The 21386-nt window shown below is 72.4% G+C and carries 20 protein-coding genes; 4 read left to right on the plus strand and 16 right to left on the minus strand.

The features are described from left to right. Window positions 1–60: 60 nt before the first annotated feature. The 4 genes from ACQF4J_RS32705 to lipB form a co-directional block, all read right to left on the minus strand. On the minus strand, window positions 61–762 hold the full coding sequence (locus tag ACQF4J_RS32705; RefSeq protein ID WP_351577961.1) for a DUF4191 domain-containing protein: 702 nt from the start codon (window positions 760–762) through the stop codon (window positions 61–63). Between the two features lie 69 nt (window positions 763–831). Further along, on the minus strand, window positions 832–1032 hold the full coding sequence (locus ACQF4J_RS32710) for a hypothetical protein (protein WP_351577964.1): 201 nt from the start codon (window positions 1030–1032) through the stop codon (window positions 832–834). Window positions 1033–1287: 255 nt separating this feature from the next. Then, the gene (lipA, locus tag ACQF4J_RS32715) at window positions 1288–2253 is read right to left on the minus strand and encodes a lipoyl synthase (RefSeq protein ID WP_351577967.1); all 966 of its coding nucleotides are present in this window, start codon (window positions 2251–2253) and stop codon (window positions 1288–1290) included. A 150-nt stretch (window positions 2254–2403) separates the two neighbouring features. Then, window positions 2404–3201 carry a lipoyl(octanoyl) transferase LipB gene (lipB, locus tag ACQF4J_RS32720; RefSeq protein ID WP_351577970.1) on the minus strand — a complete coding sequence of 266 codons (798 nt, stop codon included), beginning with the start codon at window positions 3199–3201 and terminating at the stop codon, window positions 2404–2406. 257 nt (window positions 3202–3458) lie between these two features. Here lipB and ACQF4J_RS32725 point away from each other — a divergent pair, with 257 nt between their 5' ends. Then, window positions 3459–4931 (plus strand): regulator, encoded by a 1473-nt coding sequence (locus ACQF4J_RS32725; RefSeq protein ID WP_351577973.1) that lies wholly within the window; start codon window positions 3459–3461, stop codon window positions 4929–4931. A gap of 100 nt (window positions 4932–5031) precedes the next feature. Here the strand turns inward: ACQF4J_RS32725 and ACQF4J_RS32730 are convergent, their stop codons facing one another. Together ACQF4J_RS32730 and ACQF4J_RS32735 are read right to left on the minus strand one after the other, a co-directional pair. Further along, window positions 5032–6378, minus strand: coding sequence for an NAD(P)/FAD-dependent oxidoreductase (locus tag ACQF4J_RS32730; RefSeq protein WP_351577976.1), 1347 nt, complete (start codon window positions 6376–6378; stop codon window positions 5032–5034). Between the two features lie 176 nt (window positions 6379–6554). Then, entirely contained in the window at window positions 6555–7451 is an 897-nt protein-coding gene (locus ACQF4J_RS32735) for a TIGR01777 family oxidoreductase (RefSeq protein WP_351577979.1), read from the minus strand. A gap of 38 nt (window positions 7452–7489) precedes the next feature. Between ACQF4J_RS32735 and ACQF4J_RS32740 the strand changes: the two genes are divergently transcribed. Further along, window positions 7490–7978, plus strand: a complete 489-nt coding sequence (locus ACQF4J_RS32740; RefSeq protein ID WP_351577982.1) for a GNAT family N-acetyltransferase — start codon at window positions 7490–7492, stop codon at window positions 7976–7978. Here ACQF4J_RS32740 and ACQF4J_RS32745 read toward each other — a convergent pair. After that, entirely contained in the window at window positions 7959–8072 is a 114-nt protein-coding gene (locus ACQF4J_RS32745) for an LPXTG cell wall anchor domain-containing protein (RefSeq protein WP_107416168.1), read from the minus strand. The two genes, ACQF4J_RS32740 and ACQF4J_RS32745, sit on opposite strands and share 20 nt — an antisense overlap. Before the next feature lie 56 nt (window positions 8073–8128). Next, complete coding sequence (locus ACQF4J_RS32750) at window positions 8129–9313, minus strand: MarP family serine protease (RefSeq protein WP_351577985.1); 1185 nt, start codon at window positions 9311–9313, stop codon at window positions 8129–8131. A 393-nt stretch (window positions 9314–9706) separates the two neighbouring features. Here ACQF4J_RS32750 and ACQF4J_RS32755 point away from each other — a divergent pair, with 393 nt between their 5' ends. After that, entirely contained in the window at window positions 9707–10489 is a 783-nt protein-coding gene (locus ACQF4J_RS32755) for a peptidoglycan recognition protein family protein (RefSeq protein ID WP_351577987.1), read from the plus strand. Between the two features lie 2 nt (window positions 10490–10491). On the opposite strand, the gene ACQF4J_RS32760 is transcribed toward ACQF4J_RS32755, so the two are convergent. Next, the gene (locus ACQF4J_RS32760) at window positions 10492–11619 is read right to left on the minus strand and encodes a lipid II:glycine glycyltransferase FemX (protein WP_427167478.1); all 1128 of its coding nucleotides are present in this window, start codon (window positions 11617–11619) and stop codon (window positions 10492–10494) included. A 92-nt stretch (window positions 11620–11711) separates the two neighbouring features. On the opposite strand from ACQF4J_RS32760, the gene ACQF4J_RS32765 reads away from it, so the two are divergent. Beyond that, on the plus strand, window positions 11712–11939 hold the full coding sequence (locus ACQF4J_RS32765; RefSeq protein ID WP_351578105.1) for a hypothetical protein: 228 nt from the start codon (window positions 11712–11714) through the stop codon (window positions 11937–11939). 4 nt (window positions 11940–11943) lie between these two features. Here ACQF4J_RS32765 and ACQF4J_RS32770 read toward each other — a convergent pair whose 3' ends face one another. From ACQF4J_RS32770 to lpdA, 7 genes are all read right to left on the minus strand, one after another. Next, window positions 11944–12486 carry a carboxymuconolactone decarboxylase family protein gene (locus ACQF4J_RS32770; RefSeq protein ID WP_351577993.1) on the minus strand — a complete coding sequence of 181 codons (543 nt, stop codon included), beginning with the start codon at window positions 12484–12486 and terminating at the stop codon, window positions 11944–11946. A gap of 64 nt (window positions 12487–12550) precedes the next feature. Beyond that, window positions 12551–13069 carry a DUF4240 domain-containing protein gene (locus ACQF4J_RS32775; RefSeq protein ID WP_351578099.1) on the minus strand — a complete coding sequence of 173 codons (519 nt, stop codon included), beginning with the start codon at window positions 13067–13069 and terminating at the stop codon, window positions 12551–12553. A gap of 56 nt (window positions 13070–13125) precedes the next feature. Then, window positions 13126–14100: a helix-turn-helix transcriptional regulator gene (locus ACQF4J_RS32780; protein ID WP_427167479.1), complete on the minus strand. Its 975-nt coding sequence runs from the start codon at window positions 14098–14100 to the stop codon at window positions 13126–13128. A gap of 148 nt (window positions 14101–14248) precedes the next feature. Next, window positions 14249–16951 carry a pyruvate dehydrogenase (acetyl-transferring), homodimeric type gene (aceE, locus tag ACQF4J_RS32785; protein WP_427167481.1) on the minus strand — a complete coding sequence of 901 codons (2703 nt, stop codon included), beginning with the start codon at window positions 16949–16951 and terminating at the stop codon, window positions 14249–14251. Window positions 16952–17202: 251 nt separating this feature from the next. Continuing rightward, window positions 17203–17826 carry a GntR family transcriptional regulator gene (locus tag ACQF4J_RS32790; protein ID WP_200705735.1) on the minus strand — a complete coding sequence of 208 codons (624 nt, stop codon included), beginning with the start codon at window positions 17824–17826 and terminating at the stop codon, window positions 17203–17205. A gap of 200 nt (window positions 17827–18026) precedes the next feature. Then, window positions 18027–19829, minus strand: coding sequence for a 2-oxoglutarate dehydrogenase, E2 component, dihydrolipoamide succinyltransferase (gene sucB, locus ACQF4J_RS32795; protein WP_427167482.1), 1803 nt, complete (start codon window positions 19827–19829; stop codon window positions 18027–18029). 59 nt (window positions 19830–19888) lie between these two features. After that, window positions 19889–21277 carry a dihydrolipoyl dehydrogenase gene (gene lpdA, locus ACQF4J_RS32800; protein WP_351578005.1) on the minus strand — a complete coding sequence of 463 codons (1389 nt, stop codon included), beginning with the start codon at window positions 21275–21277 and terminating at the stop codon, window positions 19889–19891. Window positions 21278–21386 lie beyond the last annotated feature (109 nt).

Below are 21386 nucleotides of genomic sequence, written 5' to 3' on the forward strand. Positions count from 1 at the left end.
GCCGTACATGCGAAGGGGCGCCCGCGGCATCCGCGGGCGCCCCTTCGAGGTAGGAGGAGATCAACGGGCCTTGGGCCCGCCCTTCGGCAGCTTCATGCCCTTCGGCATCGGCCCCTTCGGCAGCGGCATGTTGCTCATCAGGTCGCCCATCGCGCGCAGCCGGTCGGTGGTGGCCGTCACCTGCGCTCCGGTCAGCACGCGCGGCAGCTTCAGCATGGCCGTTCGCAGCTTCTTCAGCTCGACCTGGCCCTCGCCCGTGCCGACGATGAGGTCGTGCACCGGCACGTCCGCGACGATGCGGTTCATCTTCCGCTTCTCGGCGGCCAGCAGGGTCTTGACCCGGTTGGGGTTGCCCTCGGCGACCAGGACGATGCCGGCCTTGCCGACGGCCCGGTGCACGACGTCCTGGCTGCGGTTCATCGCCACCGCCGGAGTCGTCGTCCAGCCCCGGCCGATGTTGTCCAGCACGGCCGCTGCGGCGCCCGGCTGGCCCTCCATCTGCCCGAAGGCGGCACGCTCGGCCCGTCGCCCGAACACGATGGCCATCGTGAGGAGGGCGAGGAACAGACCCAGGATGCCGAGATAGATGGGGTGACCGATCAAGAAACCGATCGCGAGGAAGACACCGAGGATGCTGATGCCGACAGCCGCGAGTACAAGACCGATCTTCTTGTCGGCCTTGCGGGTCATCTTGTAGGTCAGGGCGATCTGCTTCAGTCGCCCGGAGTTCGCAGCATCTGCTGCCGTGTCCTTCCTCGCCATGCCACGAAGTCTACGTGGCCCCGGGAGCGCCGACGACGGCGGTGCCCGGCGGGAAGGCCTCGTGAGGTGTCAGGGACGGATGGTCGTGGTCTGGTCGAGGACGCGCTGCGCCTCGACACGGTCCTTGGCGCGGCGGCGGTCCTCCAGCACGGAGGTCCAGGCGTTGCGCCGGGCGGTGCGCTGGCCGCTGCTCATCAGCAGCGATTCGACGGCACGGAGTGCATCGGTGAACGACGGGATGGCGGTGGCGCGAACGGGCGCGGCCTGCATGATGGAGGTCCCCTCGAGACTGACGGCTCTGGTGAGTGGTGCACGGGGTGTACAGCCAGGGTCACTGATTGGTGTTACCAGGGCGTGACCGACCGGTCAAACACCGATGAAACCCCGATTCGCGCCAGTTAAACGCCGACGCGGCCCCGATGCCGTCCTCAACTGCGAGGACGTCCGGGACCGCGTCAATCGGCCACTACTCAGCGGTAGTTGCTTGTGCGCAGATTCACACGTTTAGCCTGGCACTGCGTGCCATCACACCGCCTGCGAGGCGATGTAGGCGCCGCGCTTCTCGACGGCCATCCGGTAGAGCCGCCCGGCGCGGTAGGAGGACCGGACCAGCGGGCCGGACATCACGCCGGAGAAGCCGATCTGCTCGGCCTCCTCCTTCAGTTCCACGAACTCGTGCGGCTTGACCCAGCGCTCCACGGGGTGGTGGCGCACCGAAGGACGCAGGTACTGCGTGATGGTGACCAGCTCGCAGCCGGCCTCGTGCAGCTGCCGCAGCGCGTCGCTGACCTCCTCGCGGGTCTCGCCCATGCCGAGGATGAGGTTCGACTTGGTGACCAGGCCGAAGTCGCGGGCCTCGGTGATGACCTTCAGGGAGCGCTCGTAGCGGAAGCCGGGGCGGATGCGCTTGAAGATCCTGGGCACGGTCTCGACGTTGTGCGCGAACACCTCGGGGCGGGAGGAGAAGACCTCGGCGAGCTGCTCGGGGACCGCGTTGAAGTCGGGGGCGAGGAGCTCGACCTTGGTGTGCCCGCCCTCGCGGCCGGCGGTCTGGGCGTGGATCTGGCGCACCGTCTCCGCGTACAGCCAGGCGCCGCCGTCCTCCAGGTCGTCGCGGGCGACGCCGGTGATGGTGGCGTAGTTCAGGTCCATCGTGACCACGGACTCGCCGACGCGGCGCGGCTCGTCACGGTCGAGCGCCTCGGGCTTGCCGGTGTCGATCTGGCAGAAGTCACAGCGTCGGGTGCACTGGTCGCCGCCGATGAGGAAGGTCGCCTCGCGGTCCTCCCAGCACTCGTAGATGTTGGGACAGCCCGCTTCCTGGCAAACGGTGTGCAGCCCCTCGCTCTTCACGAGGTTCTGCATCTTCGTGTACTCGGGGCCCATTTTCGCCCGGGTCTTGATCCACTCGGGCTTGCGCTCGATGGGGGTCTGGCTGTTGCGGACCTCCAGGCGCAGCATCTTGCGTCCGTCGGGTGCGACTGCGGACACGACCGGCTCCCTAGCGATTGATTCTTCGGCGTGCTCAAGGGTACGCCCGTGGATTTGAAAGCCCGGCGGCGGTGCCGGCCCCTGGGGCTGCCGCCCCGGACCCCGCTTCGGCCTGAACGGCCTCGACCTCCAACGCCGGACGGGCTGGATTTATGCCGGCGTCTTCTCGACCGCTCGCGGCCTCAACTCGGCGTTCTCCAGGACGTCCCTGAGGTGCCGTTCAACGACGGGCAGTACCTCGGCGATCGTCACGTCCCGGCCCAGCTCGTCCGCCAGGGAGGCGACTCCGGCGTCGCGGATGCCGCAGGGGATGATCCGGTCGAACCACTTGTTGTCGGGGTTCACGTTCAGCGCGAAGCCGTGCATCGTGACGCCCTTGGCCACGCGGATGCCGATCGCGGCGATCTTGCGGTCCTCGCGGCGCTGGCCGGCGTTCGACGGGGCGTACTCGGGGCCGTTCAGCCGCGGGTCGAACTCCTCGTCGGTCAGACGGGGGTCGAAGTCGAGGGACAGCCCGCCGAGCGAGGGCCGCTGCTCGACGGGGTCGCCGAGCACCCACACCCCGCTGCGGCCCTCGACCCGCGTGGTCACGACGCCGAACTCCGCGCACGTGCGGATCAGCGCCTCCTCCAGGCGTCGTACGTGCGCGACGACGTCCACCGGGCGCGGCAGCTTCTGGATGGGGTAGCCGACCAGCTGGCCCGGTCCGTGCCAGGTGATCTTGCCGCCGCGGTCGACGTCGATGACGGGGGTGCCGTCGAGGGGCCGCTCGTTGTCCGCCGTGCGCCGGCCCGCCGTGTAGACCGGCGGGTGCTCCAGCAGGATCACGGTGTCGGGGACCTCGTCCGCGAACCGCGCCGCGTGCACCCGGCGCTGCTCGTCCCACGCCACCTGGTAGTCCACGGCCTCGGTACCGAACCCCATGCGGACGAACCGCAGCTCACTCACGGCAAGCGCCTCCCTAGAAGGTCGTAAGGCACGAAACGTGCCTACGCCACTGTACGACTGGCCGTCCCGCGTCAGCCGCGCGGCTAATCCTCACACGATCGGATGAACGAACGTGGAAGTGTGCGACCCCATGCTCACTCTCCGCTACATTCGCGCCGTTCCCAGAGGCCATAAGGGCTGCTCACAGGCAATCCGGGCACCTCGGCGGCCAGATCGGCCCCGTTGGTAGGCCCGAAAGGCAGGAGACCGCACCGCAGATGACGGAACGACCCGCGCAGCGCACTCCCAACCGACAGCTCGCCGCGCTCATCGCAGAAGCGGGGTTCTCCAACGCGGGGCTCGCCCGACGCGTGGACCAGCTCGGTCTCGAACACGGGCTTGACCTGAGATACGACAAGACGTCCGTGACCAGGTGGCTGCGTGGACAGCAGCCCCGCGGCACCACTCCCGCCCTCATCGCCGAGGTCTTCACCCGGCGTCTGGGGCGCCGGCTCACCGCCCAGGACCTCGGACTCGACGCCTGTGCGCCGGTGTACGCCGGCCTGGAGTTCGCCTCGACCCCCGAGGAGGCCGTCGACATCGTCAGCGGCCTGTGGCGCAAGGACTCCGGCTCGCACGCCGAACTGCGCAAGATCGCGTTCACGCCGGCCGGCCTGGTGGTGCCCAGCCGGGACTGGCTGATCGGCCGGGCCGACGACCGTGTCGCCCGCGGCGAACAGCCGCCGCCCGCCCCCGGCGCCGCCCGGACAGCGCCGGTCCCCAAGATCCCGGTGCAGGGCCGCCCGGTCGTCCCGCGCCAGCGCGGCCAGGGCGAGCGCGGGCCCGGCCAGCGGGTCACCGCCGGCGACATCGCCGCACTGCGTTCGGTCGGCGAGCTGTTCCGCACCCTCGACAACATGTACGGCGGCGGCCACGCCCGCCAGGCCCTCGTGCGCTACCTGGAGCACGAGTGCGAGCCGATGCTGCGCGGCGGCTACGGCGAGCAGACCGGCCGCAAGCTGTTCGCCGCGGCCGCCGATCTGACCCGGCTCGCGGGCTGGACCTCGTACGACATCGCCGCGCACGGGCTGGCCCAGCGGTACTTCGTGCAGTCGCTGCGGCTCGCACAGGCGGCGGGCGACCGGGCGTACGGGGCGTACGTGCTGGTCACCATGAGCCGGCAGGCCGTCTATCTCGGGCACGGGCGCGAGGCCGTGCAACTGGCGCGGGTGGCCCAGCAGGGCGTGGGCACCAACGCCCCGCCGGTCGTGCAGGCGCTGCTGCACGCGGCCGAGGCGCGCGCACACGGAGTGCTCGGCGAGGTGCGCAACTGCACCGCCTCGCTGGTACGGGCCGAGCGCGCGCTGGAGGCGGCGCGCTCGGGAGACGAAGTGCCGTACTGGGCGCGGTTCTTCGACGAGGCGCAGCTCGCCGACGAGTTCGGGCACGCCCACCGGGACCTGCAGCAGTTCCGGGCGGCGGCGCTGCACGCCGAACGCTCGCTGCAGCTGCGGGCGCCCGCGTACGCCCGCAGCCGGCTGTTCTGCCGCGTGGTGCTGGCCTCCGCCCGGCTGGGCCTGGGTGAGCTGGACCAGGCCTGTGCGCTCGGGGCGGAGGCGGCGGGCGCGGCGGCCGATATGCGGTCGGTGCGGGCGACGGAGTACGTCAGGGACTTCGAGCGCAGGCTGGAGCCGTACAAGGACTCGGCGCCGGTGCGCGGGTATCGCGACAAGGTCGCTGCGCTGGGCTGAAGGGGGGCGGGGGTCGCGCCGTGGCGGCGTGGGCGGTGTGCCGGGTGCGGCGCCGTCGGGGCTGGTCGCGCGGTTCCCCGCGCCCCTTTCGGGGCGCGTGCTAGGCGGCCTGTGTTGTGGGGAGGGGGTCGGACCTGTGCATCGAGCCCGCCGCTCCCAGGTCCGCCAGGATCGCCGTCGAAGCCCGGTGGGCCGAGTGCAGGGCTCCCTGGACGGTGCTGGTGTCCCGGTGGTCGCCGCACACGTACAGGCCGGCCATCAGGCGCACCGGACGGCGCAGGTCGTGGGGCGGGCGCATGGCGGGGACGGCCTCCGCGGTGTGGTGGACGGCGAGGGTCTCCCAGCGGCGGGTCGAGGTGCCGTAGAGGCGCGAGAGGTGCATGCGGACGGCGGTGTCGAGGTCGGCCGGGGGCGGCCCCAGGACCGTGGAGGAGACCAGGACCCGGCCCGCGGGGGCCCGGCTCGGGTCCACCGCGCTGACCACCGCCGTGTGGGCGACCGGGCCGCCGCGGTCGGCGTCCAGGAGCAGCGAGGCGCCCGTCGCCGGCGCCTCGTCCGCCGAGTGGTGGACCACCGTCAGCTGGTGGAAGTCCGGGACGCGCAGGCCCGGCAGCAGCTCGGCGGCTGCCCGCGCGTCGGTCGCCAGCAGCACCGCCCGGCAGCGGATCTCGCCGTGCTCGGCCGTGGTCACCGCGTTGGTGGACACGGAGGTGACCCGGACCCCGGTGTGCACGGTGCCCGGCGGCAGCGCGCGCCGCAGCAGCTCCGGCAGCGTCTCGGCGCCGCCCTCGGGCACGCACAGCCGCCCGGCCGCGAACGAGCGCAGCGCGAGATCCGCGCACCGGCTGGACGTCGTCAGCTCCGGGTCGCACAGCAGGGCCGCGAGCAGCGGACGGAGGAAGCCGTCCACGGTGCGGGCCGGCACACCGCGCGCGGCGAGGGCCTGACGGGCGGGCGACTCGGGCCGGGACAGCAGCCGCTCCACGGGCATGGCCGCGAGCCGGGTGAGCGCCGCGCCGAGCCGGGCCTGGTCGACGGCGTTGCCCAGCGGGGCGCTCGCCCGTGGCGCGGCCGTAGCGCGAGGGGCGCTTGCCAGGGCGCGTACGGCGTGGAGTGCGCCCCGTGCGCCCCCTGCGCCGGCCACTGCCCCCGCCCGGTGGTGCCGCCCGTCGCTGTGCAGCAGGACGCCCGGCGCGAACGGTCGCAGCACGAGGGCGTCGAGGCCGGGGGTCAGCCGTAGTTCCGGATACGCCGTCGACAGCAGTTGCCCGATGCGGTCGAGCCGGAACCCGTCGACCTTCTCGGTCGACATCCGGCCCCCCGCACCCGGGGCGGCCTCCAGAACCGTGGTCGTCACTCCTGCGCTGGTCAGCCGATGCGCCGCCGAGAGGCCGGCCACCCCGGCCCCCACGATCACGACGTCGGCCTGGTACGCGGGCTCAAGCACGTGCCCCTCCTCGAGGTTGCGCGGCCGGTGGAGACGTCATGCCCCCAACAGGCTCCAGGGATACCCGAGTTCGGGTCGAGGTTAGGGCCGCGATCGGTCAGGGGCAGTCGCGCATGCACAGGGCACGGTCGCACAACGGTCGCATGCGGTCACACGGTGGCTGCGCAGGGTGGCCCTCACAAGGCGGCGCGGATCGCCTGTTCGATCTCCGGGTACGTGAACGTGAAGCCCGACTCCAGCAGCCGCGTCGGCAGCACCCGCGCACTGCCCAGCACGTCCCCGGCCATCTCGCCGAGCACGGTCCGCAACACCTGCGCCGGCACGGCGAACAGTGTCGGCCGGTGCAGCACGCGCCCCATGGCCGCGGTGATCTCACGGTTCGTCAGCGGGTTCGGGGCCGTCAGGTTGAACGGCCCGGACAGCCCGTCGGTGTCGATGAGGTACCGGATCGCGGCCACCTCGTCGTGCAGCGAGATGTACGACCAGTACTGCCGCCCGTCGCCCATCCGCCCCCCGAGCCCCGCCTTGAACAGCGGGAACAGCCGCCCCCAGGCCCCGCCCTCCCCGGACACCACCAGACCCGTCCGCGTGAACACGGTCCGCACGCCCGCCTCCTGCGCGGGCGCCGCGGCCGCCTCCCACTCCACGCACAGCTCGGGCAGGAACCCGCGGCCGGGCGGCGCGCTCTCGTCGACGGCCCGGTCGCCGGTCTCGCCGTAGATCCCCATCGCGCTGCCGTTCACGAACACCCGCGGCCCGTCCTCCAGCCCGGCGATCGCCTCGGCCAGCGCCGCCGTGCCGAGCACCCGGCCGTTGCGGATCCGCTCCTTGTACTCGTCCGTCCAGCGCCGGTCGCCGACCCCGGCGCCGGCGAGGTTGACCAGGACGTCGCACCCGGCCAGGCCGGCCGCGTCCACGTACCGCCCCTCGGGGTCCCAGCACACCTCGTCCGCGGCACGGGCCGCCCGCCGCACCAGCCGCACCACCTCGTGACCGTCCGCCTTCAGGGACCGCGCCAGGGCGCCGCCGATCAGTCCGGACGCACCGGCCACCGCGATTCGAGATCGTTGCATGGACTCATTCTCCTCAGAGGACTCATAAGGTGGCCGTTATGGTCGTTCCCCACATACGTCACGCCACGCTCGACGACGAGGAGACACTGGGCCGCCTCGACCGCGTCACCTGGTCCCCGCTGCACTCCGTACAGCCGCGGCCCCGGCCGCCGTACGAGGCCTTCTACAACGAGCGGTTCGGCCCCCGCGACCACCTGGTCGCCGAACTCGACGGCACCGTCGTCGGCTATGTCCGGCTGGCCTATCCGACCCCGCTGGCCTGCAACTCCCACGTCCGGCAGATCCAGGGGCTCGTCGTCGCCGAGGAGGCGCGTGGAGCCGGCGTCGGGCGGGCGCTGCTGCGCGCCGTGCGGGAGGAGGCCCGCAGACAGGGCGCCCGCCGGCTCACCCTGCGCGTCCTCGGGCACAACGCCCCGGCCCGGAAGCTCTACGAGACCGAGGGCTTCGTGGTGGAGGGCGTGCTGCCCGGCGAGTTCCTGCTGGAGGGCGCGTACGTGGACGACGTCCTCATGGGGTGCAGTCTCTGACCTGGTCGCGGTTGGCCGCCTCGCGGCGCCTGCGGACGACCAGGAACAGCGCGCCTCCCGCCACCAGCAGGGAGATCAGGAAGAAGACGGGCACGGCAGCCTCCGGCGAGCGTGGGGGACCGGCCCTCCATCATCGGACAGCGGACCGCGCTACGACGTGACCAGATCGCCCGTGTCCACCGCCGCCGTCGATCCGGCCGCGCGCCGGGCGTCGGAGGAGACCTCGGCCGCCGTCAGGACGTAGCCGGTCTCGTTGTCGGACGTCGAGCGGGCGAAGACCACCCCGAACACCCGGCCGTCCGTGGTCAGCAGGGGGCCGCCGGAGTTGCCGGGGCGGACCGTGGAGCGGATCGAGTAGATCTCGCGGGTCACCGTGGCGTCGCCGTAGATGTTCTGCCCGGTGGCGTCGACACGGCTCGCGACCGTCGCCGCCTGCAGGTCGAGGTCGCCGTCCTGCGGATAGCCGGCGACGACCGCCGAGTCGCCGCGCCCGGCACCGCCGTCGAACCTCAGCACCGGCGCCCTGAGGCCGGGCACGTACAGCACGGCCACGTCCCTGTCCGGATCGAAGAGCACCACCTGGGCGTCGTACGACTGCCCGACCCCGCCGATGCGCACGGTCGGGTGGTCGATCCCGGCCACCACGTGCGCGTTCGTCATCACGTGCTCGCGGGCGTACACGAACCCGCTGCCCTCGCGGCCCTGGTTGCCGGAGACACCCTCGATCTTCACCGTGCTGAGCTTGGCGGCGCTGGTCGCGGCCGCCGTGACGCTGTCGCCGGTCGGCTTGGCCACCCGGGCCGTCGACTCGTTCTCGAACGGGTTGAAGACCTGCGGGAAGCCCGCCTGGGTCAGCGCGGAGGTGGCCCGGGAGAACCAGGTCGGGGTGGTGTCCGGCATGAGGTTCTGCACGGCGCCCAGCAGGGTCGAGTCCCGGATCGCGGTGGTGACCAGCGGCGACGAGGAGACGCCGACCACGCTCGCGGCGACCCACGCCACGATCAGGACGGCGACCGAGTTGGCCGCGGCCCCGCCGATGCCGTCGGCCACCCGCAGCGGCCCCCGGTCCAGCTCCCGCCGCAGCCTGAGCGCCAGCCGTCCGGCCAGCTCGTGTCCCACCACCGCCGGGACCAGCACGGTCAGCACCGCGGTGACCGTCGCCCGGGTCGTCCCCGCCGTCACCAGGTCCATCATCCAGGGCAGCACCCACACACCGACGACGGCTCCGCCGACGAACCCGGCGAGCGAGACGCAGCCGGCGACCAGGCCGCGCCGGTAGCCGGACGCCGCGTAGGCCAGAACCACCAGCATCAGCAGGATGTCGAGCAGGTCCACAGAGCCGCCTTTCTCTCAGACCCCTTAGTACGCGCGGGACGGTCCCGATGATCAGTCGTGCGCGTGCGTGTCTCCCCCCGCCCCCCTCCACCCGGAAAAACGTCACGGACCAGGAGGATGGTTCCACCGGGTGGCACAGCACACATCGCGGGCGAAGCCTTTCCGGCCGAGAGTGGACCCATGCGGGTCCGAAGATCGCGGGGGCCTCGAAGCCGACGCACCGCACGCATACGAGCCAGGCTGCGCCGAACACGGGCACTGAGCCCGCGGCGGGCGCTGCGCCTGCTGGGCGCGCCGCGCACGGGCACGACGCCTGCACAGGCCGCGCCGCCCGGAGACGACGGTCCGGCGGTGGAGGCGGCCGCGCCCAGGACCCCGGTCGGGTGTCGTGGCGTGCGGCGGGGGGTCCGGCTGCCGCGGGCCGCGCGGGTGGGGGCCGCCTGTTTCCTCGGGCTCGCCGGGGTTCTCGGGCTGGTGCTGTGCGTGGACGGGGTCCAGCACGCCGACGCGCGGCGTCCCGTCCCGCTCGCCCCGGCCCGCCCGGTGCCCGCCGCGCACACCGCCGCCAGGCCCCGCATCGTGCCCCGCTCGGTCTGGCTCGACGACCTCGCCCGGCACGCGCAGCCGCCCCCGCGCTACGACGACAAGGTCGTCGCCGTCTTCGTCCACCACACCGACTCGCCCAACGGCTACGACTGCGCCGACGCGCCCCGCATCATCCGCTACCTCTACGCCGGCCAGACCGGCGCCCGCCGCTGGGACGACATCGGCTACAACTTCCTCGTCGACCGCTGCGGCACCGTCTACGAGGGCCGCGCGGGCGGCGTCGACCGCCCCGTCACCGGCGCCCACACCCAGGGCTTCAACCACCGCACCGCCGGTATCGCCGCCCTCGGCACGTTCACCGCGGGCGTCCCCGTCCCCAAGGCCATGACCGACGCGATCGCCGCCCTCGCCGCCTGGAAACTGGGCCTCGCCGACATCGACCCCCGCTCCCGGGTCCGGCTGACCTCCAGCAACAGCCTCAGCCGCTACAGGGCCGGCACCACGGCCACCCTCCCCGCCCTCGCCGGCCACGACGACGGCTACATGACCTCATGCCCCGGCGCCGCCCTCACCGCCCGCCTCCCGGAGATCAGAGCCCTGGCGGCCCGGCTCCAGGGCAGGACGCCGTAACGTCACCGCCGCCCGAGGTACACCCGCACGGCCCGCTGCAGCACCTTCCCCTGGCCGCCGACCGGCCGTTCCCACTCGCCGAGGTACTCCACGGCCCGCCCACCGGTGCCCGACTTGAAGCGCAGCCGCCCCAGCAGCCGGTTCGGGGTGAGGACGGGGGTGATGGAGCGCAGGTCGTAGACGTCGGCGCCCGCCGCCCGCGCGTCGCACAGCATGCGCCACAGCAGGGCGCTGCTGGGCCGCAGTTCACGGCCCTGGCGGCCGGAGGCGGGATAGGAGTGCCAGGAGCGGGGACCGACGTTGATCATGAGGGCCGCGGAGAGCACGAAACCGTCGTGCTCGGCGAGGTAGATGCGCAGCCGGTCGTCGTCCTCGGCGTTGAGCGCCTTCCACATGCGCCGGAAGTACTCCGGCGGACGGGCCCTGAAGCCGTCGCGGGCGGCCGTGGCCGCATACAGGCGGTGGAAGTCGGACAGGTCGGCCGCCGAGCCCCAGGAGACCCGCACGCCCGCCCGCTCCGCCGTGCCCAACGCCTGCTCGAAGTGCGGGGCGAGGCCCTCCCGCAGATCCTGCGTCGACCGCCCGGCGAGCGGGATCCGGAAGCCGTAGCGGGGCTGCCCCAGCCCGAACCCGCCGCCGTCGCCCTCCTCGCACCGCCGCCACCCCAGCCGCTCCAGCCGCTCGGCCGCGTCCAGCGCGAACCCGTCGATACCGGCGGCCGGCAGATCGCGCAGATGCCGTACGCCCGGGTCGGCGATCCCCGCGGTGACGGTGTCCGCCTCCCAGTGCCGTACGACGAGCGGCGGTCCGATCCGCACCGCGAACGCCCCGCGCTCCTCCAGGTGGGCGACGAGCGGATCCAGCCGGCGCTCCAGCCGCGGGTCCGACCAGTCGATCGCGGGCCCGTCGGGGAGGTAGGCGAGGAAACGGCGCGTCCCGGGCAGCGGGCGGTACAGCACCAGTGCCGCCGCGACGAGCAGTTCGTCCTCGAACCAGCCGACGCTCTCCGCCACCCAGTCGGGCTTCACGTCGCCCCACTCGGGGATCTGCAGATGGCTCGCGTCCGGGTGCGTCCGCAGATGCGCGAGATGCTCCTCGCGCGTCAGCTCCCTCACGTACGGGCTGCTCATGGCCTCACAGGTTTCTCCCAGCCGCCTCACGGATCGTCCTGAGGCACGGTCCCTATCGTCATGCACACGCACTGACCGAAGGTGGGGAAGAAGTGAACAGTCACAGCATCGCCACGCACAAGACCGAGGGCCGGACCAGGGGCATGTTCGGCCCCTGGGCGGCGCTCTGCGCGGCCGCCGCCGTCGTCCTCGGCCCGGCGGCCGTCACCGCGTCCGCGCTCGACCGGGCCAACGCGGCCCCGATGCACCACGCGGTCGCCGACCAGACGCACGCCTACATCCCGTCGGACTCCACCCGCAGGCGCACCGCCGCGGTCTGAGCCGCTACCGCGGCCGGTCGTCCCCGGCGAGCCCCAGGAACCGCTCCCCGGACGGATCGACGTCCACCCCGAGCCCGTTCATCAGGCCCGCCAGCATGACGTAGTAGCCGGTCGTCGTGACGATCTCGACGACCTGACGGTCGGTGAAGCGGGCGCGCAGCGCGGTCAGCGTGGCCTCGGACAGGGTGTGCCGGGACACCAGCTCGAAGGCCGCGGTCAGGGCCGCCGACTCCGTCTCGTCGAACTCCCGGCCCGCGGAGCGCCGTTCGGAGATCGCCGCCAGCTGCTCGGGCGTCACACCCGAGGCGAGCGCGACCGGACCGTGCTGGACGGCCTCGTACTCGCACTCCGTGCCGGCCGCCACCGCCAGCACCACCAGCTCGCGCAGCCGGACCGGCAGCGTCGACTCGCGCAGCACGGCCAGGCCCATCTCGATCGCCGTGTCCGTCAGCGGCGGGGCGTGCGAGAGCATGCGGAAGGCGTTCAGCGGCACGGGCAGCTTCGCGACGCCGTCGGCCGGACGCTCCGGGTACGGGATGCGGGCCATGGTCCCCCTCGTCGAACGGATGGCGGGTCCCGGACGTCGGTCCCGGACCGTTCCCACATTTACGTCAGTCCCTGAACCGTTCCCACAGTTTCGGATACCGCTCCGCCAGCGCCGGGTCGCTCTCCAGGTCGACCGGCGTCCCCTCCGGCTCGGCAGGCGCCGGCGCGATGCCCAGGTCGGGCGCCACCGTCGCGGTGAGCTGCTCGTACGCCTCGTCGGCCGCGTACCCCAGCTCCTCCCCGTCGCCGTCGAGCTCCTCGTCGAAGTCGTCCAGGAGGTCGGCCAGCGCGTCGGGGTGGTGCACGGCGCTCTCGTACACCTCCCGGCCCTGTCCGATCAGCCAGCAGCGGAAGAAGTCGAAGGTGTCGTCTCCGGCCCCGTTCAGCAGCACGGCGGCCGCGCCCCACAGGTCCCAGGTGTAGGCGCGGTTGTAGCGGGCCTCGAAGTGACGGGCGAAGTCGAGGACCATCTCGGGCTCCAGCTGGAGCAACCGGTCCACGAGCAGGTCCGCCTGCTCCTCGGGGTCGCCCTCGGCGGCCTCGCGGGTGGCGTCCACCAGCTCCCAGAACTCCGTCTCGTCCATCACGGGTACAGCATCGGCCCTGGGCGGGTGGGGCGCACGTGGAGTGCGGCGGATTGTTATGTCCCGTACAGGGCGGCGAGCCGCGCGGCGTCGCTCGCGAACCGCTCCCGCAGGCTCGGCGGCGCCAGCACCTCCACCTCCGGGCCCAGCCCCGCGAGCTGCGCGTGGGCGACCTCCTCGGACTCCACGGGCAGGGTCACCGTGACCCGGCCGTCCGCACCGGGGGAGCCGGCGGCCGCCAGCGCCTCCCGCGCGGACGCGGGGTCGACGACGTGGGGAAGTCCTCGCACCCCGGCCGCCGACAGCCGTACGACGACCTCGGCCCGCAGGATCGACCGTGCGAACTGCTCCGCCCGCTCGTCCCAGAAGGCCGGCAGGTCGAACTCCTCGTCGCGCTCGAAGCGCTCCCCGCCGCCGTCGACGGCCGTGAAGCGGTCGATCCGGTACACCCGGTACGTCTCCCGCTCCGCGACCCGCGCGCACAGGTACCAGACCCCGGCCTTGAGCACGAGCCCGTACGGCTCCAGAGTCCGCTCGACCTCGGCGTCCCGGCCGCGGTAGCGCGCGGTGATCGTGCGGTCGTCCCACACCGCCTCCGCCACGGCGGGCAGCAGGGCGGGCGCCTTCGGCTCGGTGAACCAGTTCGGGGCGTCCAGGTGGAAACGCTGGGCCGCGGCGCGGGAGGCGTCCCGCAGCGACGGCAGGAGGGCCGCCGAGACCTTCAGCCGGGCGGCGGAGGCGGCGTCCTCCAGCCCCATCTCGCGCAGCGCGCCCGGCACCCCGGACAGGAACAGCGCCTCGGCCTCCGAGCGGGCCAGCCCGGTCAGCCGGGTCCGGTACCCGCCGATCAGCCGGTAGCCGCCCGCCCGCCCCCGGTCCGCGTACACCGGCACCCCCGCCTCCGACAGCGCCTGCGCGTCCCGCGTGACGGTCCGCTCCGACACCTCCAGCTCCCGCGCGAGCTCGGCGGCGGTCATGGAGGGCCGGGACTGCAGAAGCAGCACCATCTTGATCAGGCGGGCAGCGCGCATAGGGTCATCATTGTGCGTGTTCGGGTGCGGGTGGGTGGGGGCTGATCGCGCAGTTCCCCGCGCCCCTTAGAAGCAGGCCCGCTCAGGCACGCCTGTCTTCAGGGGCGCGGGGAACTGCGCGACCGGCCCCCACCGGCCCGCAGTCGACTTACAACCCGTACTTCTCCCGGGCCTCCTTCACGGCCGTCGCCTTCACCTCGCCGCGCCGCGCCAGCTGGGCGAGCGCCGCGACGACGATCGACTCGGCGTCGACACCGAAGTGCCGGCGAGCGCCCTCGCGGGTGTCGGAGAGGCCGAAGCCGTCCGCGCCCAGCGAGGACCAGTCCTGCTCGACCCACTGCGCGATCTGGTCCGGGACCTGGCGCATGTAGTCGGACACCGCGAGGACCGGGCCCTCGGCGCCGTGCAGCGCCTGACGGACGTAGGGGACGCGCTCCTCGCCCCGCAGCAGGGCCTCGTCGGCCTCCAGCGCGTCACGGCGCAGCTCCGTCCAGGAGGTGGCGGACCAGACGTCGGCCGCGACGCCCCACTCCTCGGCCAGCAGCTTCTGCGCCTGGAGCGTCCAGTGGATCGCGGTGCCGGAGCCCAGCAGCTGGATGCGCGGGGCGTTGGCCACCGGCGACAGGCCCGCCGACTCCGCCGTGTTGAAGCGGTACAGGCCCTTGACGATGCCCTCGTCGACACCGAGGCCCTGCGGCTTCGCCGGCTGCGGGAGCGGCTCGTTGTAGACGGTCAGGTAGTAGAAGACGTTCTGGTCCTCGCCCGGGGCGGCCTCGCCGTACATGCGGCGCAGACCGTCCTTGACGATCGTCGCCACCTCGTACGCGAACGCCGGGTCGTAGGTGAGGGCGGCCGGGTTGGTCGCCGCGATCACCGGGGAGTGGCCGTCGGCGTGCTGCAGGCCCTCGCCGGTCAGGGTGGTCCGGCCCGCCGTGGCGCCGACCAGGAAGCCGCGGCCGAGCTGGTCGCCGAGCTGCCACATCTGGTCGGCGGTGCGCTGCCAGCCGAACATCGAGTAGAAGATGTAGAACGGGATCATCGCCTCGCCGTGCGTCGCGTACGCGGTGGACGCGGCGATGAAGTCGGCCATCGAACCGGCCTCGGTGATCCCCTCGTTGAGGATCTGGCCGTTCTTGGCCTCCTTGTAGTACATCAACTGGTCGCGGTCGACCGGCTCGTACGTCTGGCCCTTGGGGGAGTAGATCCCGAGGGACGGGAAGAGCGACTCCATGCCGAAGGTGCGCGCCTCGTCCGGCACGATCGGCACCCAGCGCCGGCCCGTCTCCTTGTCCCTGACCAGGTCCTTGACCAGACGGACGAAGGCCATGGTGGTGGCGACGTTCTGGGAGCCGGAGCCCTTGTCGAAGGCGGTGAAGGCCTTCTCCGCGGGGGCCGGCAGCGGGGCCACCGGGTGCACCCGGCGGGCCGGGGCCGGGCCGCCGAGGGCCGCGCGGCGCTCCTGGAGGTAGCGCACCTCGGGGGAGTCGGCTCCGGGGTGGCCGTAGGGGACCACGCCGTCGACGAACTGGCTGTCGGAGATGGGCAGTTCGAGCAGATCCCGCATCGCCTTGAACTCGTCCACCGACAGCTTCTTCATCTGGTGGTTGGCGTTCTTCGACGCGAAGCCCTCACCGAGGGTGTACCCCTTGACGGTCTGGGCCAGGATCACGGTCGGGGCGCCCTTGAACTCGACGGCCGCCTTGTACGCCGCGTACACCTTGCGGGCCTCGTGGCCGCCGCGGGAGAGGTGGAAGCACTCGAGGATCTTGTCGTCGCTCAGCAGTTTCGCCATCTCGACGAGCGCCGGGTCCTTGCCGAAGAAGTCCTCGCGGATGTAGGCGGCGTCCCGCGTCTGGTACGTCTGCACCTGGGCGTCCGGTACCTCGCGCAGCCGGCGTACGAGCGCGCCGGTGGTGTCCAGCTGGAACAGCTCGTCCCAGGCGGAGCCCCACAGCGACTTGACCACGTTCCAGCCGGCGCCGCGGAACTGGGCCTCCAGCTCCTGCACGATCTTGAAGTTGGCGCGGACCGGGCCGTCGAGGCGCTGCAGGTTGCAGTTGATGACGAAGGTCAGGTTGTCCAGGCCCTCGCGGGAGGCGAGCGCGAGCGCCGCCGTCGACTCGGGCTCGTCCATCTCGCCGTCGCCGAGGAAGGCCCAGACGTGCGAGTCGGAGACGTCCTTGATGCCGCGCGCGGTCAGGTACCGGTTGAAGCGGGCCTGGTAGATGGCGGAGAGGGGGCCCAGGCCCATGCTCACCGTCGGGAACTCCCACAGCCAGGGCAGACGGCGGGGGTGCGGGTAGGAGGGCAGGCCGTTGCCGCCCGACTCGCGGCGGAAGTTGTCCAGGTGCGACTCGTTCAGCCGGCCGTCGAGGAAGGCGCGGGCGTAGATGCCGGGGGAGGCGTGGCCCTGGATGTAGAGCTGGTCGCCCGAGCCGTCGGCCTCCTTGCCGCGGAAGAAGTGGTTGAAGCCGGTCTCGTAGAGCCAGGCCGCGGAGGCGAAGGTGGCGATGTGGCCGCCGACGCCGTATTTGCTGCCCCGGGTCACCATCGCGGCCGCGTTCCAGCGGTTCCACGCGGTGATACGGCGCTCCATCGCCTCGTCACCGGGCACGGCCGGCTCGGCGGCGGTGGGGATGGTGTTGACGTAGTCGGTCTCGAGGAGCTTGGGCAGCGCGATGCCGGTGCCCTCGGCCCTCTCCAGCGTGCGGCGCATCAGGTACGCGGCGCGGTGCGGGCCGGCCGCCTTGGCGACCGCGTCCAGGGAGGCCTGCCATTCGGCGGTCTCCTCCGGGTCCCGGTCGGGGAGCTGGTCGAGCTCGCTCGGCTGGATGGCGTTGGGGTCGGTCATGTCGCCGCCTTCCTCAGTCGAAGGGGGTGCCCTCATCGGTAAGGGTTCGGGGGTGCCCTTTGTCTTTGGCAGGACAGGGCGCGGGGCCTCGGTTCAGGCCCGTCGGCGACAATAACTCCCTGATCGATGATCGATCAAAGGGTTCATGGGCAAAACTTCCCGATTCCGGGAAAGTAGGCACGGGGTGTCTTTCGGGCAGGCACCCGGTGCCGCGCTTTTTTCGGGGTTTTCGCAGGTGAGCGGTGCTGCGCTCAGGCTCGCGGAGCGCAGCCCAGCACGTGCGCCTTGACCAGTTCGGCGATCCTCGGATCCCGCCTGCGGAACGCCTGCACCAGCTCCTCGTGCTCCTCCGCGTACGACTGCTGAACGGTCCCCAGCCAGCGGATCGACAGTGCCGTGAAGACCTCGATGCCCAGGCCCTCCCAGGTGTGCAGCAGCACCGAGTTCCCCGCGGCCCGCACCAGCTCGCGGTGGAAGGCCACCGTGTGGCGCACCTGGCCCGTGCCGTCGGCATTCCGGTCCGCCTCGTACAGCGCGGCCACGTGCGGCTCCAGCGCCGAGCAGTCCTGCGCCAGCTTCTCCGCCGCCAGCTCCGCCGCGATCGCCTCCAGGCCGGCCCGGACCGGGTAGCTCTCCTCCAGGTCGGCCGCCGTCAGGTTCCGCACCCGGACGCCCTTGTTCGGCGCGGACTCGATCAGCCGCAGCGACTCCAGCTCGCGCAGCGCCTCCCGCACCGGCGTCTGGCTGACCTCCAGCTCGGTGGCGATACGGCGCTCCACGATCCGCTCGCCCGGCTTCCAGCGCCCGCTGACGATCCCCTCCACGATGTGCTCGCGGATCTGTTCGCGCAGCGAGTGGACGACGGGCGCGGTCATGAGAGCTCCTTAAGGGCGTTCGACGTTTAGACAATAAGGCCGTGAGCGCTTTCGGGAGAGGCGCACGGGGGCGCTTTCGTGCAGGTGAGACGAGACTTACACGCCGGGCCCCAGGCCGTCCGCGGCGGCGCCCCGCCGGTACGACGGCGCCCCCGCCCGGGAAGCTCCGGGCGGGGGCGCCGTCGTACGGACCCTGTGCCTTACAGACCGAGCTCGACCTCGAACTCGCCCGCCTCCAGGATCGCCTTGACCGCGGTCAGGTAACGGGCCGCGTCGGCGCCGTCCACCAGACGGTGGTCGTAGGAGAGGGTCAGGTAGGTCATGTCGCGGACGCCGATGACCGTGCCCTCCTCGGTCTCGATGACCGCCGGGCGCTTGACCGTGGCACCGATGCCGAGGATCGCGACCTGGCCCGGCGGCACGATGATCGTGTCGAAGAGCGCGCCGCGCGAACCGGTGTTGGAGATGGTGAAGGTCGCGCCGGACAGCTCGTCCGGGGTGATCTTGTTGCCGCGGACCTTGCCCGCCAGCTCCGCCGTGGCCTTGGCGATGCCCGCGATGTTGAGGTCGCCGGCGTGCTTGATGACCGGGGTCATCAGGCCCTTCTCGGAGTCCACCGCGATACCGATGTTCTCGGTGTCGAAGTAGGTGATCGTGCCCTCGGCCTCGTTGATCTTGGCGTTGATCGGCGCGTGCGCCTTCAGCGCCTGAGCCGCCGCCTTCACGAAGAACGGCATCGGGGAGAGCTTCACGCCCTCGCGGGCCGCGAACGCGTCCTTGGCCCGGGCGCGCAGCTTCATCAGACGCGTGACGTCGACCTCGACGACCGACGACAGCTGCGCCTGCTCGTGCAGCGCCTTGACCATGTTGTCGCCGATGACCTTGCGGATGCGCGGCATCTTGACGGTCTGGCCACGGAGGGGGGAGGCCTCCAGGCTCGGGGCCTTCCTGGCGGCCGGAGCGGCAGCGGCGGCGGGCGCCGGAGCCGCGGCGGCGGCCTTCGCGGCCTCGGCGGCGGCCATGACGTCCTGCTTGCGGATGCGGCCGCCGACGCCGGTGCCCTTGACGCCGGCCAGGTCGACGCCATGCTCGGCGGCGAGCTTGCGCACCAGCGGGGTGACGTAGGCGCCCTCGTCGGTCGCCTGGGCGGCGGCCGGAGCGGCAGCGGCGGCGGGCGCCGCGGCCGGGGCGGGAGCCGGAGCGGCCGGGACCGGCTGGGGAGCCGGGGTCGTGACCTGCTGCGGGGCCGGAGCCGTCGGGGCCTGCGGCGCCGGGGCGGCCGGAGCGGGCGCCGGAGCCGCGGGAGCGGCCGGGGCCGGAGCAGCGGCGGCGGGGGCCGGGGCCGGAGCGGCGGGGGCCGGGGCAGCGGCCGGAGCCGCACCCGGGGCGCCGATGACGGCGAGCTTGGCGCCGACCTCGGCGGTCTCGTCCTCGCCGACCGTGATCTCCAGCAGCACACCGGAGGTGGGCGCCGGGATCTCGGTGTCGACCTTGTCCGTGGAGACCTCGAGCAGCGGCTCGTCGGCCTCGACGGAGTCGCCGACCGACTTCAGCCAGCGGGTGACGGTGCCCTCGGTGACGGACTCGCCGAGCGCGGGCAGGACGACGTCCGTGCCCTCGGCGGAGCCACCGCCGGACGCGGCCTCGGCGGTGGGGGCCGGGGCCGGGGCGGCCTGCTCGGTGGAGGGGGCGGCAGCGGCCGGCTCCGGAGCCGCGGCGGGCTCGGGGGCGGGCTCGGCGGCCGGGGCGGCGGCGGGCGCGCCGGTGCCGTCGTCGATGACGGCCAGCTCGGCGCCGACCTCGACGGTCTCGTCCTCGGCGACCTTGATGGAGGCGAGGACACCGGCGGCGGGCGAGGGGATCTCGGTGTCGACCTTGTCGGTCGAGACCTCGAGCAGCGGCTCGTCGGCCTCGACGCGCTCACCCTCGGCCTTCAGCCAGCGGGTGACAGTGCCCTCGGTGACGCTCTCGCCGAGCGCCGGAAGGGTTACGGAAACCGCCATGGTTTCGGTTGCTCCTTACGAATTGCGGAAGTCTGAGTCGTCGCTTCGTCGACCGAGGGTCAGTCGTGCGAGTGCAGGGGCTTGCCGGCCAGGGCCAGGTGGGCCTCGCCCATCGCCTCGTTCTGCGTCGGGTGGGCGTGGATGAGCTGGGCGACCTCGGCCGGCAGCGCCTCCCAGTTGTAGATCAGCTGGGCCTCGCCGACCTGCTCGCCCATGCGGTCGCCGACCATGTGGACGCCGACCACGGCACCGTCCTTGACCTGGACGAGCTTGATCTCGCCCGCGGTGTTCAGGATCTTGCTCTTGCCGTTGCCCGCCAGGTTGTACTTCAGAGCGACGACCTTGTCCGCACCGTAGATCTCCTTGGCCTTGGCCTCGGTGATGCCCACGGAGGCGACCTCCGGGTGGCAGTAGGTCACGCGGGGGACACCGTCGTAGTCGATCGGGACGGTCTTCAGACCGGCCAGACGCTCCGCCACCAGGATGCCCTCGGCGAAGCCGACGTGCGCGAGCTGGAGCGTCGGGACGAGGTCACCGACGGCGGAGATCGTCGGGACGTTGGTGCGCATGTACTCGTCGACCAGGACGTAGCCGCGGTCCATCGCGACGCCCTGCTCCTCGTAGCCCAGGCCCTGCGAGACGGGCCCGCGGCCGACGGCGACGAGCAGGTACTCGGCCTCGAACTCCTTGCCGTCGGCGAGGGTGACCTTGACGCCGTCCTGGGTGTACTCGGCCTTCTGGAAGAAGGTGCCGAGGTTGAACTTGATGCCGCGCTTGCGGAACGCGCGCTCAAGAAGCTTCGAGGAGTTCTCGTCCTCGACCGGGACGAGGTGCTTGAGGCCCTCGATGACGGTGACGTCCGTACCGAAGGACTTCCAGGCGGAGGCGAACTCGACGCCGATGACACCGCCGCCGAGGACGATCGCGGACTTCGGTACGCGGTCCAGGACGAGGGCGTGGTCGGAGGAGATGATCCGGTTGCCGTCGATCTCCAGGCCCGGCAGCGACTTCGGCACGGAGCCGGTCGCCAGCAGGACGTGGCGGCCCTGGACACGACGGCCGTTCACGTCGACCGAGGTGGGGGAGGACAGGCGGCCCTCGCCCTCGATGTACGTCACCTTCCGGGAGGCGATGAGTCCCTGCAGGCCCTTGTACAGGCCGGCGATGACACCGTCCTTGTACTTGTGGACGGCGGGGACGTCGATGCCCTCGAAGGTGGCCTTGACGCCGAACTGCTCGCTCTCGCGGGCCTGGTCGGCGATCTCGCCCGCGTGCAGCAGGGCCTTGGTGGGGATGCAACCCCGGTGCAGGCAGGTACCGCCGACCTTGTCCTTCTCGATCAGGGCGACGTCCAGGCCCAGCTGCGCTCCGCGCAGGGCCGCGGCGTAACCGCCACTACCACCGCCGAGGATCACTAGGTCGAAAACGGTGCTGGCGTCGTTCGCCACGTCACGTCCTCCATGCATGTGCGCCACGCCGGTCAGCGGTGACCGGTCGGCGGCTGGTGTCCGGCCGCTCTTGTCTTCGGCCCTGTGGTGGGGGCCCTGTCCTGCCGTG

Source organism: Streptomyces sp. C1-1 (assembly GCF_050214755.1).
In the GTDB taxonomy this organism is placed as follows: Bacteria; Actinomycetota; Actinomycetes; order Streptomycetales; family Streptomycetaceae; genus Streptomyces.